At 63.4% G+C, this 13,887-nt stretch carries 12 protein-coding genes and 1 pseudogene; 10 read left to right on the top strand and 3 right to left on the bottom strand.

Features of this window, described 5'->3' with window-relative positions:
• Together ORI27_RS28890 and ORI27_RS28885 are read right to left on the bottom strand one after the other, a co-directional pair.
• Positions 1-181 (bottom strand): helix-turn-helix domain-containing protein (locus tag ORI27_RS28890; protein ID WP_266074034.1); only part of this gene is annotated, 181 nt, incomplete at its 3' end.
• A gap of 201 nt (positions 182-382) precedes the next feature.
• Positions 383-1,972 carry an AMP-binding protein gene (locus ORI27_RS28885; RefSeq protein ID WP_266000533.1) on the bottom strand — a complete coding sequence of 530 codons (1,590 nt, stop codon included), beginning with the start codon at positions 1,970-1,972 and terminating at the stop codon, positions 383-385.
• A gap of 370 nt (positions 1,973-2,342) precedes the next feature.
• On the opposite strand from ORI27_RS28885, the gene ORI27_RS28880 reads away from it, so the two are divergent.
• The 6 genes from ORI27_RS28880 to ORI27_RS28855 all read left to right on the top strand — a co-directional run bounded on the left by ORI27_RS28880 (position 2,343) and on the right by ORI27_RS28855 (position 7,379).
• Positions 2,343-3,845, top strand: coding sequence for an aldehyde dehydrogenase family protein (locus ORI27_RS28880; RefSeq protein ID WP_266000534.1), 1,503 nt, complete (start codon positions 2,343-2,345; stop codon positions 3,843-3,845).
• A complete protein-coding gene (locus tag ORI27_RS28875; RefSeq protein WP_266000535.1) occupies positions 3,842-5,047 on the top strand; it encodes a thiolase family protein in 1,206 nt (401 codons plus the stop codon). Before ORI27_RS28880 ends, ORI27_RS28875 begins: the two co-directional genes overlap by 4 nt.
• Positions 5,047-5,487 (top strand): Zn-ribbon domain-containing OB-fold protein, encoded by a 441-nt coding sequence (locus ORI27_RS28870; protein WP_266074033.1) that lies wholly within the window; start codon positions 5,047-5,049, stop codon positions 5,485-5,487. Before ORI27_RS28875 ends, ORI27_RS28870 begins: the two co-directional genes overlap by 1 nt.
• On the top strand, positions 5,484-5,681 hold the full coding sequence (locus ORI27_RS28865; RefSeq protein WP_266000536.1) for a ferredoxin: 198 nt from the start codon (positions 5,484-5,486) through the stop codon (positions 5,679-5,681). Before ORI27_RS28870 ends, ORI27_RS28865 begins: the two co-directional genes overlap by 4 nt.
• An 89-nt stretch (positions 5,682-5,770) precedes the next feature.
• Entirely contained in the window at positions 5,771-6,046 is a 276-nt protein-coding gene (locus ORI27_RS28860) for a cytochrome C oxidase subunit IV family protein (RefSeq protein WP_266000537.1), read from the top strand.
• A 175-nt stretch (positions 6,047-6,221) separates the two neighbouring features.
• Entirely contained in the window at positions 6,222-7,379 is a 1,158-nt protein-coding gene (locus tag ORI27_RS28855) for a CaiB/BaiF CoA transferase family protein (protein WP_266000538.1), read from the top strand.
• 422 nt (positions 7,380-7,801) lie between these two features.
• On the opposite strand, the pseudogene ORI27_RS28850 reads toward ORI27_RS28855, so the two are convergent.
• Positions 7,802-8,056, bottom strand: a pseudogene (locus ORI27_RS28850) (IS256 family transposase); the annotation flags it as partial.
• A gap of 122 nt (positions 8,057-8,178) precedes the next feature.
• Here ORI27_RS28850 and ORI27_RS28845 point away from each other — a divergent pair.
• The 4 genes from ORI27_RS28845 (at position 8,179) to ORI27_RS28830 (ending at position 13,873) form a co-directional block, all read left to right on the top strand.
• A complete protein-coding gene (locus ORI27_RS28845) occupies positions 8,179-9,285 on the top strand; it encodes a tyrosine-type recombinase/integrase (RefSeq protein ID WP_266000539.1) in 1,107 nt (368 codons plus the stop codon).
• On the top strand, positions 9,282-11,351 hold the full coding sequence (locus tag ORI27_RS28840) for a tyrosine-type recombinase/integrase (protein ID WP_266000540.1): 2,070 nt from the start codon (positions 9,282-9,284) through the stop codon (positions 11,349-11,351). The genes ORI27_RS28845 and ORI27_RS28840 overlap by 4 nt, the downstream gene beginning before the upstream one ends.
• Before the next feature lie 27 nt (positions 11,352-11,378).
• Positions 11,379-12,551, top strand: coding sequence for a tyrosine-type recombinase/integrase (locus tag ORI27_RS28835; protein ID WP_266000541.1), 1,173 nt, complete (start codon positions 11,379-11,381; stop codon positions 12,549-12,551).
• A 51-nt stretch (positions 12,552-12,602) separates the two neighbouring features.
• A protein-coding gene (locus tag ORI27_RS28830; protein ID WP_266000542.1) for an IS3 family transposase occupies positions 12,603-13,873 on the top strand; the annotation gives its coding sequence in 2 pieces (ribosomal slippage) (positions 12,603-12,876 and positions 12,876-13,873; 1,272 coding nt in all).
• The last annotated feature ends 14 nt before the right edge of the window (positions 13,874-13,887 follow it).

Raw genomic sequence — 13,887 nt, 5'->3', positions numbered from 1 at the left:
AGATGTAGTGATAGAGACTCCCTTTGAGGACCCCTACCGCGTCACCGATGTCTTGCAGAGATGTGTTGTCGAAACCCCGCTCGGCGAACAACTCACCCGCCGCATGCACAACACTGTCGTATCGAGCGTCATGTGCAGCCCGCGTAGACATGTTGGTTGGCGCACTCACCTCCTCAGCCATGCCGCCATAGCGCTCCTCCCGCGTTCGGTAACGTCACGCTCCACCGAACAGTCTTTCGGCAATCTGCCGCACCAACCAGCGGCAGATGTACTCAGCACGGTGCGCGGTCCCCGCGTGCGCTGGGCAGACACCGGTCGGCATGACATGCAGCGATGAGAATATCAAAAGGCAGGTTGCGCAGTGCTGGGCTCATTGGTCGGGCTAAGTTGGCGAGGCAATCGTCGCCAGTCCATTGCGTGACACCCGATACCCGTGGGCTTCTCTGTCCCATGTCGCCTGGCTGTTGCCCCGCTGGCGAAGCTCAACCTTCTTCACCCGCATGGTGTCGGTCAATGGTAGGTCCGGGGTGATCTCGAAGTAGCGTGGAACCATGAAGTACGGCAGCCGGTCGACCGCGAACCGGAGCAGGTCTTCGAAATCAACCTGTGCACCGTCCTCCACAACGATCCAGGCTTTCACTTCATCCTCCACCCAGGACTCTTCGCGGTACGGGACGCAGGCAACTTCGGCGACTCCGGGGAAGCCACGCAGCTCAGCCTCGAGCTCACGTGCCGAGATGTTCTCGCCACGGCGGCGCATTGCCTCTTTAATCCGGTCCACGAAATAGAAGCGTCCCTGTTCATCGGCGCGCATGAGGTCGCCGGTATGAAACCAGCCGTTGCGCCACGCAGCCGCGGTTGCTTCTGCGTCGTCGAAGTAGCCACTGGTGATCATCCACGGGTGCTCGGCGCGCACGATCAGTTCCCCGGACTCACCGGCCGGCACCTGCACGTCGTTGTGGTCTACCAGGCGACACTGGAAGCCCGGACGCTGGTGCCCGCAATAACTTCCGGTGACGGTGTCGCCAGTCTGTGAAGTGATTGGAGTAGGCACCTCGGTCAGTCCATAGCCCGTGCGCAATTCAGGAATTGCGAATCTCTCCATGAAGGTCGTCAAATCCTTCGGCGCGGGACTGGCGGTCATGAGACGGATTCGATGTTGACGCTCCGCTGTCCGTACCTCCTGGTCGAGCAAGAAGGGAACCATCGTGCTGAGTAGCAATGCCAGGGTGATGTCGTTGTCACGAACCACTTCCCAATATGTGCGCATTGCCGGCGCCCGGCGCACCACCATCCGCGTTCCGTTTGCGAGCGCACAGCTCGCCCACCAGAAGGCCGCGGCATGGAACAGCGGAAGGTCGAGCAATAATACGTCTTCGCGGCCGCGGCCGCCGTCGCAGATCAGCCACGAGCCACCCAAATATGCGTGAATCGCGCTATTGACGACGAGTTTGGATGACCCGGTGGTTCCAGATGTCATGATGAGTACTGCGGTGTCGTGCAATGCCGCCGGCCGCTCCAGTTCTGGAACGCGCGTCGACAGACCCCTTATTCGGTCTGGTTCGACGCAAGTGATTCCGGATGCCTGCAGTCTGTCTGCGTCAACCGGGCCGAGGGTGCTGGCGTTGGCGACCAATATCTTCGGCCGGCTGAGGCCGAGGGCTTTGTCCAGCATGACACCCCGGTAGGAAGTGTTGATCGGAACAAGTGTGGCGCCGAGCAAGGCAGAACCGAACATCACCCTGAAGAAATCGGCACCGTTCTCCAATAGAACTGCAACCCTGTCATCTTGGTGCACGTCGAGCGAACCAAGCTGTTCGGCGGCGCCGCAGGCTTCCTCCAGGGCCTGCTCCCGGGTCCAGGAGGTACCGTCCTCGAAGGTCGCAAACACCTCGTGCGGCCATCGTGCGGCGTTGCGTTGCAGGGCTTCACGAACAAGGATGTCCCGCGGGTCGGGGAGCCTAACCGTCACTTTGCATCGCTTCGAGCATCGCACGTTCCTCCATCAAACGCTTCGTGCGGTTTTTTTGACCGCGCGCCTCTCGAAATCTATCGCGCGAACCAACCGTTTGGCTAGCCCTCGGAACGGCTGAGAACGCAAACAGGGGATTAAGAACCGCACGGTGTCAAACTGGCATGTGAGCCAACCGAAGTACTCGCCGCGTGACGGTATTGGGGAGCCAAGTGGCCAACTATGGCGTCGGGGTGCTTGCGATGGCAGCCTTGGGCGCGGGACGCCGAGGCTGCGCTGGTACGGCCGGCACTGGCCCGGTGATTCTCAGAGCCAACGTGGTTGGCTGGATTGCGTTGCGCCACTGACTCACACAACTCGGAGACGTGCGATGACTGAACTGCCCGTGTGGTGTAGCTACGTCAATGGGCAATGGATTCAGACCGGCAAGCTGGCTGAACTCATCGACCCATCCACCGGCCAGGTTTTCGGCTACGTCGACCAGGCCGGGCGAGACACGGCGCGGCAGGCCATCGCTGCAGCGCGTTCGGCCTTCGACGACGGCCGATGGAGTGGGTTGGCACCAGCCACCCGACGCGGAATGCTGACCGAGGTGGCGCAGGAACTCGCACGTCGGGTACCGCAGTTCGCCGAATGGGAGCGCGAGAATGGCGGACAGACGATCCGCATCGCTGAAACCATGCACGCCGGAGGCGCGGCTGCGCACCTACAAATGTACGCAGACGCGGCGGAGCGGTCCTTCCTTGAGCCGCTGCCGCCTGGGCAACCGCCCCTCACGTCGCTGAATTACGTTCTGCGGGAGCCTGTCGGCGTGTGTGCAGCCATCGTTCCCTGGAATGCGCCGCTGTTGTTTGCCGTGTGGAAAATTGGTCCGGCGTTGGCGATGGGCAATACGATCGTCCTCAAACCGGCACCGAACACGCCGGTTTCGGCGTTGGAGCTGGCGAAACTGTTCGACGAAAGTCCCATCCCACGGGGCGTAGTCAATGTCGTGACCGGTGACGCCGAGGTCGGTGACGAGCTGGCCACCAATCAAGGCGTGGACAAAATCTCGTTCACCGGCTCCACGGCCGTGGGCCGCAAGATCATGGCGGCCGCCTCTCCCACGATAAAGCGCGTTTCGCTCGAACTTGGCGGAAAGTCGGCCAACATCGTGCTCGACGACGCCGACATCGACCTCGCTGTTACCGGCTCGCTTTGGGCCTTCCTCGTCGGGTCGGGTCAAGGATGCGAGTCGGGAACCCGGCTATTGCTGCCACGGTCACTGCACGACGACTTCATCGACCGCATGGTGGAGCGGGCTCGGCGCATCAAGATTGGACCGACCTCGGATCCGACAACCGACATGGGCCCTCTGATCAGTGCGCGGCAGCGGGATTCGGTGCACGCCTATGTCGAGGCCGGACAGGCCGAGGGCGCAAAGCTACTCTGCGGCGGCGGCATTCCGGCTCACATGACTGGAGGGTTCTACTACGAGCCGACGATCCTGGTCGACGCGCGAAACGATATGAAGGTGTGCCGGGACGAGATCTTTGGCCCAGTCCTCACCGTCATCCCTTATGACGAGGAACGCGAAGCAATTGAGATCGCTAACGACAGCGAGTACGGGTTGGCCGGCGGCGTGTGGACTAGTGATGTTGGTCGCGGGATGGCAGTTGCAGCCCAACTCCGGACGGGCACGGTCTGGATCAATGATTGGCATCTGTTGTCGCTCAACGCACCGTTCGGCGGCTACAAACAAAGTGGAGTGGGCCGCGAATTCGGCGAGGAGGGCTTCGATGAATATCTCGAAAGCAAGCACGTGCATGTGTCGATCGGCCCGGCGAAACAACGGATGTTCGGGCTGTTGGTGACCGATACACCGGGGGTATGACCATTACCGCGTCAGCTTGTCGCGGCCGCGCTCCCCAGGCCGCGATCGCGAAGGCCTACGAGATCCCTCCGGGCCGATTTCCCGCCGATGACTCCCTTGGCATGTATCGGCGGATACTCCACGGTGCTCTTGAAGAATGGGGTCTCCGGCCGTCCGATGTCGATGGTGTGTTCGCACCGCCCGCGGGGATCGCCCTCGGAGGGCCCTCGGAGCTGTTCACTCACGAGAAGCTCTGCGAAGAGCTGGGAATCAATGTCCGAGTTGGCGAGACAATCAGTGCTGGCGGAGCGACGTTTTCGCTCATGGTGCAGCGCGCAGCGCTACTCATCACTGATGGTTATGCTGACGCGATCTTGTGTGTGGGCGCTGGGAAGTTTCCCGATGTCGGCGCTGGCGCGGCTGAGTCGATGGCGAGGATCGTCAGCCATCCTGACTTCGAATTCATATATGGCGCTTTCATTCCGGCGATATATGCGCTCGCCGCGTCGCAGTATATGGCTGAGACCGGTGCAAGCGAGTATGACTTGGCTCGCGTCGCGGTCTCGGCGCGGCGCTGGGCACTGCGTAACCCCGATGCGGTGATGCATTGCAAAGGTGAGATCAGTGTCGACGATGTAATCTCCTCGAGACCCATCGCCAGCCCGTTCCACCTGCTCGACTGTTCAGTACCATGCGAGGGTGGGGGAGCGGTCTTGGTCACGGGCGTCGAGAGGGCTCGGCAACTAGCCCGCCAGCCCGCCTACATTCTCGGCTTCGGTGAATATCACACGCACAACTGCATCAGTCAATGTCGCGACCTCGTCCGTACGGGTGCAGGTCCCGCGTCGCGACAGGCCTTCGAGCGGGCGGGGATCACGCCTGCCGAGATCGACATGGTGCAGCTGTACGACGCGTTCAGCGTCAATCCCCTTATCCTGCTGGATGATCTGGGATTCACCCGACGCGGTCAGGCAGCAGCACTGGTGAACAGTGGCGCCACTGACCCTGGTGGTGCGCTGCCGATGAACACGAACGGCGGACTGCTGTCCTTCGGCCACACCGGGGATGCTTCAGGGATGTCGGTCCTCGTCGAGGGAGTGCGACAGGTCATGGGCTCGGCCGGCGCCCATCAGGTCGACGGCATCGAAACCACGTTCGTCCACACCTACGGTGGAATGATGGCTGAGCACGCAAGCCTGGTGTTGGGGCGGACCGCACCGTGATGTCCAAACCAGTGCCGAACGTCAACAGCTTGACCGAACCCTACTGGTCGGCGGCCAGCCGCGACGAGCTGCACATCCAGCAGTGTCCGCGGTGCAACGGGTACTCGCTCTATCCGACACCGTGGTGCCCACACTGCTGGTATCCGCGGCCACAGTGGACGCGCGTCAGCGGCCGTGGGTGGGTATTCGCCTTCACCATCGTCCATCAATCTCCACTGCAGTCATATTCGGGCGAGCTGCCGTACGTTCTGGCAATTGTTCGACTCGACGAGGGCCCGCAGCTCATGGCGAACATCGTTGGGTGCGCTCCTGATGTTGTTCGCGTCGGCCTGCCGGTGACGGTGGTCTTCGAACAACGCGCCGGTATCAAAGTTCCGCAATTCACTCGGGCCCTACCCACCCATGAAGCAAACCCACCCGACCGGAAGGCGTCATCATGAGAGTGCTACTAGATTTAGCGAAATGCCAAGGCCACTTGCGTTGCCACGAGGCCGCACCGCAGGTGTTCGGATTTGACGATGATGGACTGGCATTGCTTCTGACAGAAGAGGGCATCGTGCCGGCCGGGCTAGAAGAAGCGGTCAAGCTTGCCGAGAGTAACTGCCCGGAGCGGGCGATCGACGTCGTCGACTGACGCTGGCGACGTGTGGATATGATTGTGTATCAACAGGTTCACTCACTCTCCTGCCAATCCGGTCGCCATCTGAGCGAATCGGCACTCGCATGACCGCCGCGGCGCGTTTCGTACGAGGTCGCTCTGAAGTAGTGTGGGCCATCCTCATTGGCGCCACTGTCGTGTCTCTGCTGCTCGGAGAGCATTCCTATTCCAGCAGCTCGCTCGCCGGCTCGGCAATCCTTGTCATCGCATTCGTCAAGGTCTACCTCGTAGGTGCCAATTTCATGGAGCTGAAAGAGGCGCCCACCGCGCTGCGCGCGGTATTCAGTGCTTACTGCATCCTGGCATGCGCGGCGCTGGTCGGCATCTTCACTGTGATGTGAGGACGACATCCCGGCGACCTCAGGACGTTTCAACGATTCCAACCGTGCGGATCTCTGTCGAACCGGAAATCTTGACGTGATCGCCGGGTCAGGTTCCCGTGGGCGGCGCTGAATTGTTCTCCACCGCGGGTGATCTCAGGGGCCAGTTGCGCACACACGACGAGGAGGGATTCCAGTGGTAGATCGGGGACCGCTTGCAGGGCTGCAGGTTGTCGAACTTGCCGGAATCGGCCCGGGTCCATACGCGGCGATGCTGATGGCGGACATGGGTGCGGACGTCATCAGCATTGAGCGACCCGTATCTTCGCAGACGGCGAAGGCAGCGACGGATGACTTGCTCAGACGAAGCCGGCGCTCGGTCATCGTTGATCTCCAGCAGCAGCGCGGAGCTACGACCGTATTGTCACTTGTGTCAAAGGCAGATGTTCTGATCGAAGGCTTTCGTCCAGGCGTCGCCGAACGCCTGGGGCTCGGCCCCGAAGACTGCTGGGAGGCCAATCCCCGGCTGGTGTACGGCCGAATGACGGGGTGGGGTCAGTCAGGTCCGCTCGCTCCAAGCGCGGGCCACGACATCAGCTACATCGCGGTCACGGGCGCCCTCGGATCGATCGGCCAGGCCGGGCAACCGCCGGTACCGCCCGTCAACCTCGTTGGTGATTTCGGCGGCGGGTCTTTGTTCCTCGTGATGGGAGTATTGGCTGCCTTGTGGGAAGTCCAACGTTCAGGACTGGGTCAAGTAGTCGACGCCGCAATCGTCGACGGCACCAGTTCGCTGTTGACGCTGCTGCATGGGCTGCGGGCCTCGGGGAGCTGGTCAGATGACAGGGGCACCAACCTCATTGACACCGGTGTCCCCTGGTACGACACGTACCAGACTGCGGACGGGGAATGGATGGCAGTTGGTGCCCTCGAACAGAGGTTCTACTCCGATTTCATTCGACTGCTTGGGCTTCCTGACGACATGCTCCGAGGGCGACACGATCCCTCCAATTGGGCTCGGATGCGTCTCGCGATTTCAGAGAGGTTCGCGACTCGCTCGCGTGCGGAGTGGACCGCAATTTTCGAGGGCACTGACGCCTGCGTCGCGCCGGTGATGTCGTTATCGGAGGCCCCGTTGCACCCGCACTTAGCGTCGAGAGAAACTTTCATCGACGTCGGCGGCGTGACCCAACCCGCACCAGCGCCTCGATTCAGCCGAACTCCTTGTGCTACCCCGGAGCCGCCGAGGCGGCGGGGTGCCGACACCATCGAGGTCCTACGCGGCAGCGGGATTGGCCATATAGACCGACTTCTCTCCGAGGGCACTGTCCAAGGGGTTAGCGGCAGCCCTTAGAAATGGGGCCGTGAACCGTGGTCCCTGCAGGATTGATGTCTCGGATGGCCGCTTCAAAGATGGGCACAGGTCCGACTTGTAGAGCCCAACGGATGCCAGTTGGCCGTGCGATCCGCTTCCGTCGAACAAGCTCGCACCAAGCCCCGTGCGCCGCAGCGCGGACTCGCGCAGTTGCTTCGAGCATCCGCGATCTGCGGATCTGAAGTTCTCGACGACTCGACTGCGACGCTGCATCTGCTGACCCCCGTCAGCTGGCACAACACCGCGGCTGTCCAAGCCATCGTGCCGATGGACCATTTGATAACCGACACCGCACCAAAGTCGCACAGTGGGAGGACTTTCAGCGCATTGGGCTGTATCTCGACGACATCACCAACACGCCGCTGCCGCGAGGAATTGTCAATACCTGTGGATGGGGTGTTTCAGGCGACCTCCGTTCCGGTTGATTCGGGCGGGTTCGCCGCTGGGGTGATGTCGGTGGGGCGTTCGAGCAGTTTGCCTTTGTGGAACAGGGCGCCGGCTCGGACGAGTGCGACCAGATGTGGTGCATTGACGGCTCGCCAGCGGGCTTGTGCGGCGTCGATCAGCTTGTAGGCCATGGCAATCCCCGCGGCACGCGATCCGGGGCCCTTGGTGACCTTGGTGCGCAGCCGCACGGTGGCGAACGTCGACTCGATCGTTATCTGGGGTTCGTTTGGCGGCGTCCTCGATGTCCGACACGTGGGGTCGGGGTCGCTGGTTCTGCGTGCTGGATGTGGTTATCTGCAGTTGTCCAGGAGGCATAGCCTGCGGAGGGCCGATGCACGTTGCTCGGGTCATCTCACCGGTCTCGTCGCGTGAGTCGTGGACGGTTCTTGGTGAGGACGATGTTCCGATCGCACCGGTTGATCGGTATCTGGGGTATCTGACTGATATCGAGCGGTCGCCGAATACGGTCAAGGCCTACGCGCACGATCTGAAGGACTGGTTCGGCTTTCTGGTTGAGCGTGGGCTGGACTGGCGGGCGGTGCGGCTCGAGGATGTCGGCGAGTTCGTGGCCTGGCTGCGGTTGCCGCTGCAAGCGCGCGACGGGTGTGTCGCGGTGTTGCCGTCGGTGCCGCATCATTGCACGGAATCGACGGTGAATCGGAAGCTTTCGGCGGTCAGTGCGTTCTACATCTACGCTGCACGTGATGGATTGGCTGTCGGCGAACTGTTGACGTCGTGGCAGGTTCGCGGGGGCCGTGGCGGGTGGAAGCCGTTTCTGCATCACATCAGCAAGAGCGCGCCGAGGTCGCGGCGGGTGATCGCGTTGAAGACGCCCAAGAAGCTGCCGCGGGTGCTCACTGCGATCGAAGTGCAGATGGTTCTGGACGGCTGCGACCGGCTGCGGGACCGGTTGCTGTTCGCCCTGCTGTATGACACCGGGATGCGGATTGGTGAGGCACTAGGGTTGCGACACAACGATATCGCCGCCGCTGAGCGTGAAGTGACGGTGCAACGCCGTGACAACGCCAACGGTGCTCGCGCGAAGTCGCCGACCGCGCGCACGATCCCGGTCGGTGCCGAGTTGATCCGCTTGTATGCCGACTATCTGCACCTTGAGTATGGCGACCTGGACAGTGATTACGTGTTCGTCAACCTGTGGGCACACCCACGCGGGCATCCGCTGACCTATGACGCGGTGTATGACCTGGTGCGGCGACTGCGCCGTAAGACTGGGCTCGACTTCGACCCACACTGGCTGCGGCACACGGCGGCGACCCGGCTGCTGCGCGACGGCGTCGGTATCGAGGTGGTCGCGCATCTGTTCGGGCATGCGAACGTGGCCACGACGTCCGCGATCTACGGGCACCTCACCGTGGAGGACGCTCGGCGGGTCATGGAGCAGGCCGGCTGGTTCACCGATGGACAGGTGCGTCGATGACCGCGCCGTCGGTGACGCCTGCCGGATCCTCGGGGCTGCTGAGTAAGCTGATGGGCTCGGTACGCAGCGAATTCCGCAGCGATGTACTGGAATTCGGGCCCACGGACCCGGTGTTCGGTGGAGCCGCATGCCGGGTTACCGGGTGCGAGCGAGCTGCTCGCGGCCGCGGCCTGTGTCAAGGGCATCTGCAGCGCTGGAACGACCAGGGACGCCCGGACCAAGCACGATTCGCCGCGTCGACCGATCCGCGGTGGCGGCGGCAACAGCCCAACCAACGGTGCCGGGTGCCCGACTGTTATTTCGGCTCTGCGCGTGGCGGCATGTGCGGTCTGCATGCACAACGATGGGAACGGGCCGGGTGCCCCGACCTGCACGCGTGGCTGGCCCAACCGCAGCCATTCACACGGCCGACCGCGGGCGCGACCTGCCGCATCTCACACTGCGAGCTCTGGCCGCAGGCGACCTCGCCGTTCTGTCAAACCCACACCAACACCTGGAAAGTCAACGGCCGACCCGACATCGACGAGTTCGCCGACCGCTTCGCCACGAACACCCCGCTGGCTGGCGAGGTGATCCGGCTCGACCGGCTGGCCGGTCAGCTGAAACTGGAGATGCAGTACGTGCTGCAACGCCGCCACGACGATCGGCAGGGCAAGCTCACTCCCGACGTGGTCATGCGCGTGGTCCGGGCCCTGGCCGCCGCGGAGGTGGGCTCGCTGCTTGACCACGGCGAGGACGCCTGGCGGGAGCGAACTCGGCTGACGATCAACGACAGCCGATCCCGCGGGTTCCTCGGCTACGCCTGCCGGGTGATCACCGACCTGGCCCAGGGCGGCGGCTGGGAAGCCGAGTACTCCAGCGACGTTTGGCGGATGCGCCGACTCGGCTACGACGGCGACCGGACACTGCGGTTCACCGCGATCAGCCAGCCGTGGCTGCGCGAACTAGCCAAACGGTGGGTGCGGTGGCGGCTATCGACCGGAATGGGCCTGGAAGCTGGCGGCGGCCGGCCCGTCGTCGTGCTCACCCGCTTCGCCGGGTTCCTCGCCGACATCGGCGTCGAGCGCATCGACGGAATCGACCGGTCCGTGCTGGAACGCTACCTCGCCGACCTGCGCGGCGATTCCCTTCATGCCCAACGCCGCGGTGCCCACATCGGGCTGCTCAACCGGTTCTTCGCCGCCATCCGCCAACACCGTTGGGAAACGGCTCTTCCCGCAGACACAATGTTCTTCACCGAGGACTACCCGAAACGCGAAGAACGGTTGCCGCGGGCGCTAGCCGAACAGGTCATGGCCCAGCTCGAAGATCCGGCCAACCTCGCCCGATTCGCCGACCCGGCCCACCGGCTCATCACCATCATCCTGATGCGTTGCGGACTGCGGATCACCGACGCGCTGCGGCTGCGCAGCGACTGTGTAGTCGCCGACGCCGAAGGCGCGCCCTATGTGCGCTACTTCAACCACAAGATGAAGCGCGACGCGCTGGTGCCCATCGACGAGCAGCTGCCGGAGCTGATCGCCGAACACCGCATCCGGACTACCGAACGCTGGCCAGCGGGGACTCCAGGGTTGTTCCCGCGACCAACGAAAAACATCGACGGCGCCTACCCCATCGCCAGCCCCACCTACCGGATGGCGCTGTTGCGCTGGCTGTCGGTCTGCGACATCCGCGACGCGCACGGCCAACCGGTGCACCTGACCCCGCACCAGTGGCGCCATACCCTGGGCACCCGGCTGATCAACCGCGACGTTCCCCAAGAGGTCGTGCGACGCATCCTCGACCACGACTCCGCTCAGATGACCGGGCACTACGCCCGCCTGCACGACACCACCGTGCGGCGCCAGTGGGAAGCCGCCCGCAAAGTTGACATCCACGGCGCCACAATCTCTTTCGACCCAGACGGGCCGATCGCCGAGGCCTCCTGGGCCAAGCAGCGCCTCGGTCGCGCCACCCAGGCCCTGCCCAACGGCTACTGCGGGCTGCCGGTTCAGCAGAGCTGCCCGCACGCTAACGCCCTATTGACTGAACTAACTCGCCCAACCGCGTGGCGTGACGCGGCGTAATGCGTCGGCCCCGATAGCTTCCCGGCCATGGACCAAGAGCCAGCACAAACCAGGGATGTAGCCCATCTTGTTGTGCCCCGCTGTGGGCAACTCACCTCAACCGGCGATATGGGTGAGCCTTACCGGTTGATCGACGCCGAGGGCGCCGTCGTGGAATCAGTGGCCGCGTTTCTGCGGGAGCTGCTCGCGGCCGGTCGATCGCCGGCGACGTTGCGTTCCTACGGCATGGACTTGCTGCGGTGGTGGCGATTCCTCGGCGCGGTCGATGTCGATTGGCACCGCGCGTCCCGGATCGAAGCGCGCGACTTCAGCTGTTGGATTCAGCTGACGGTCAAACACCGGCGAAGGCCATTGTCGGACCAAGCGGTTGCAACAGTGGAGTCGGTTGGGCCACCCAACCCGGTAACGGGCAAGGCCGCGCTTGGCCCTGGGTATGCGCCAGCGACAATCGCTCATAGCGAGACGGTGCTACGTGGCTTCTACGACTTCCAGCGTGACATCGGTACAGGACCGATCCTGAATCCGTTTCCGCTGGATATCGCACGTCGGTCGGAGCGGGCGAATGCCCACCACAACCCGATGGAGGCATCGAAGCACGACCGCGTAGGCCGATATAGACCCAAAGTGCCGCAGCGGATTCCGCGAGCGATACCCGACGATCGGTTCAACACGCTGTTCACTGCGCTCCCGTCGAATCGGGACCGAGCCATGGTTGCATTCTGGATCTCGACAGGAGCCCGCGCGTCAGAGCTGCTGGGGGCGCGCCAGTGCGATGTCGACCCAGGGCAACAACTGATCACGGTGGTGCGTAAGGGTTCCCGCGCGATCCAGCAACTTCCCGCGGCGGCGGACGCGTTTGTATGGCTCCGCCTGTATCAGCAAGACGCGCAGGCCAATGTGCCGCGTGGCCGGACCCAGCCGCTGTGGTGGACACGACGCCGACCACACCGTCCGCTGACCTATCACGCCGCGCACAGGATGTTCGAGCGGGCCAATGCCTGCCTGGGCTCGGATTGGACATTGCACGACCTCCGGCACAGCGCCGCGACACGGATGGCGCGGGATCCGCAGATGACGTTGAGCGACGTGCAGTGGGTGATGGGCCACGCCCACTTGACCACCACCGAGTTGTATTTGACGCCCACCAAAGAGGAGGTCGTGGCGAGCGTGCTGGCTCACCACGCGCGACAGGCGATGTGAACCACCCCGGGTTTGATGCACACCTTCTTTCAAGGGAAGGTTGTTCGCATCATGCCGAGGAAGTACGACGACGAGTTCAAGGCCCGGGCGGTGCGGTTGGTCACCGACCATGCCGAGGAGTACGACACCCGCACGGCCTGTATCATCGCGGTTGCCAAGCGGTTGGGAGTGTCCTACGAATCGCTACGCCGCTGGGTCAACCAGGCCGAGGTCGACACCGGTCAGCGTGACGGAGTGTCCACCGATATCGCGCGGGAGAACAAAGAGCTCAAACGCAAAAATCGTGAGCTCGAGGAAACCATCGAAATCCTCAAGGCAGCAACAAGTTTCTTCGTGCGGGAGAGCGACCCGCGACACCACTGATCTGTGCGTTCATCGCCGAGCATCGTGCTCGGTTCGGGGTCGCTCCGATCTGCCGCGTGCTCACCGAGCACGACGTCACGATCGCCCCGAGAACCTTCTACGCCTGGCTGACCCGGCCCCCGTCAGCGCGGACCCTGTGGGACACCGTCATCACCGAGGTGCTGGCCGGCTTCTACGAGCCCGACGAACACGGTCGCCGCAAACCCGAGTCGCTGTACGGCGCGACCAAAATGTGGGCTCATCTGCAACGTCAGGGCATCGCAGTGGCCCGATGCACCGTCGAGCGACTGATGCGGGCCCAGGGCTGGCGTGGGGTCACTCGTCGCAAGAAGGTCCGCACCACCGTGGCGGATCCGGCCGCAGCGCGGGCCGCTGATCTGGTCAAACGCCAGTTCCGGGTGCCCGCCCCCAACGTGCTGCTGGTGGCGGACTTCACTTACGTCCGCCTGGCCAACGGAGCGTTTGTCTACACCGCGTTCGCGATCGATGCCTACGCCGGCCGGATCGTGGGGTGGACCTGCTCGGCCAGCAAGGAGGACCGCTTTGTGCGCCGAGCGATCCGCCAGGCTGCCCAACTCCGCATGGACGAGGGTAATCCATTGTCGGGCAACACTATTCATCACAGCGATGCAGGCTCGCAATACACCTCCGTGCGGTTCGGCGAGACCCTCGCGCTGTCCGGGCTGGTGGCCTCCATTGGCACCGTCGGGGATGCCTTCGACAACGCTCTGGCAGAGACGACGATAGGGCTCTACAAGACCGAAGCGGTCCGCGATGACTCGCCGTTCCGGCGGGGCCCGCTGCACCGTCTGACCGATGTTGAGTTGCTGACCGCCGAGTGGGTGCACTGGTACAACACCCACCGGCTCATGCATCGCCTGGGCCGCATCCCACCGATGGAGTACGAGACCGTCTACTACGCTACAAATACAGCCCAATCAGAGGCTGCACACCAGTAACCAGGTGTGCATCA

It is taken from the genome of Mycobacterium pinniadriaticum, from assembly GCF_026242045.1.
In the GTDB taxonomy this organism is placed as follows: Bacteria; Actinomycetota; Actinomycetes; order Mycobacteriales; family Mycobacteriaceae; genus Mycobacterium; species Mycobacterium pinniadriaticum.
The sequence above is the reverse complement of the archived record's forward strand: the minus strand, read 5'-3'. Positions and strand labels throughout refer to the sequence as shown.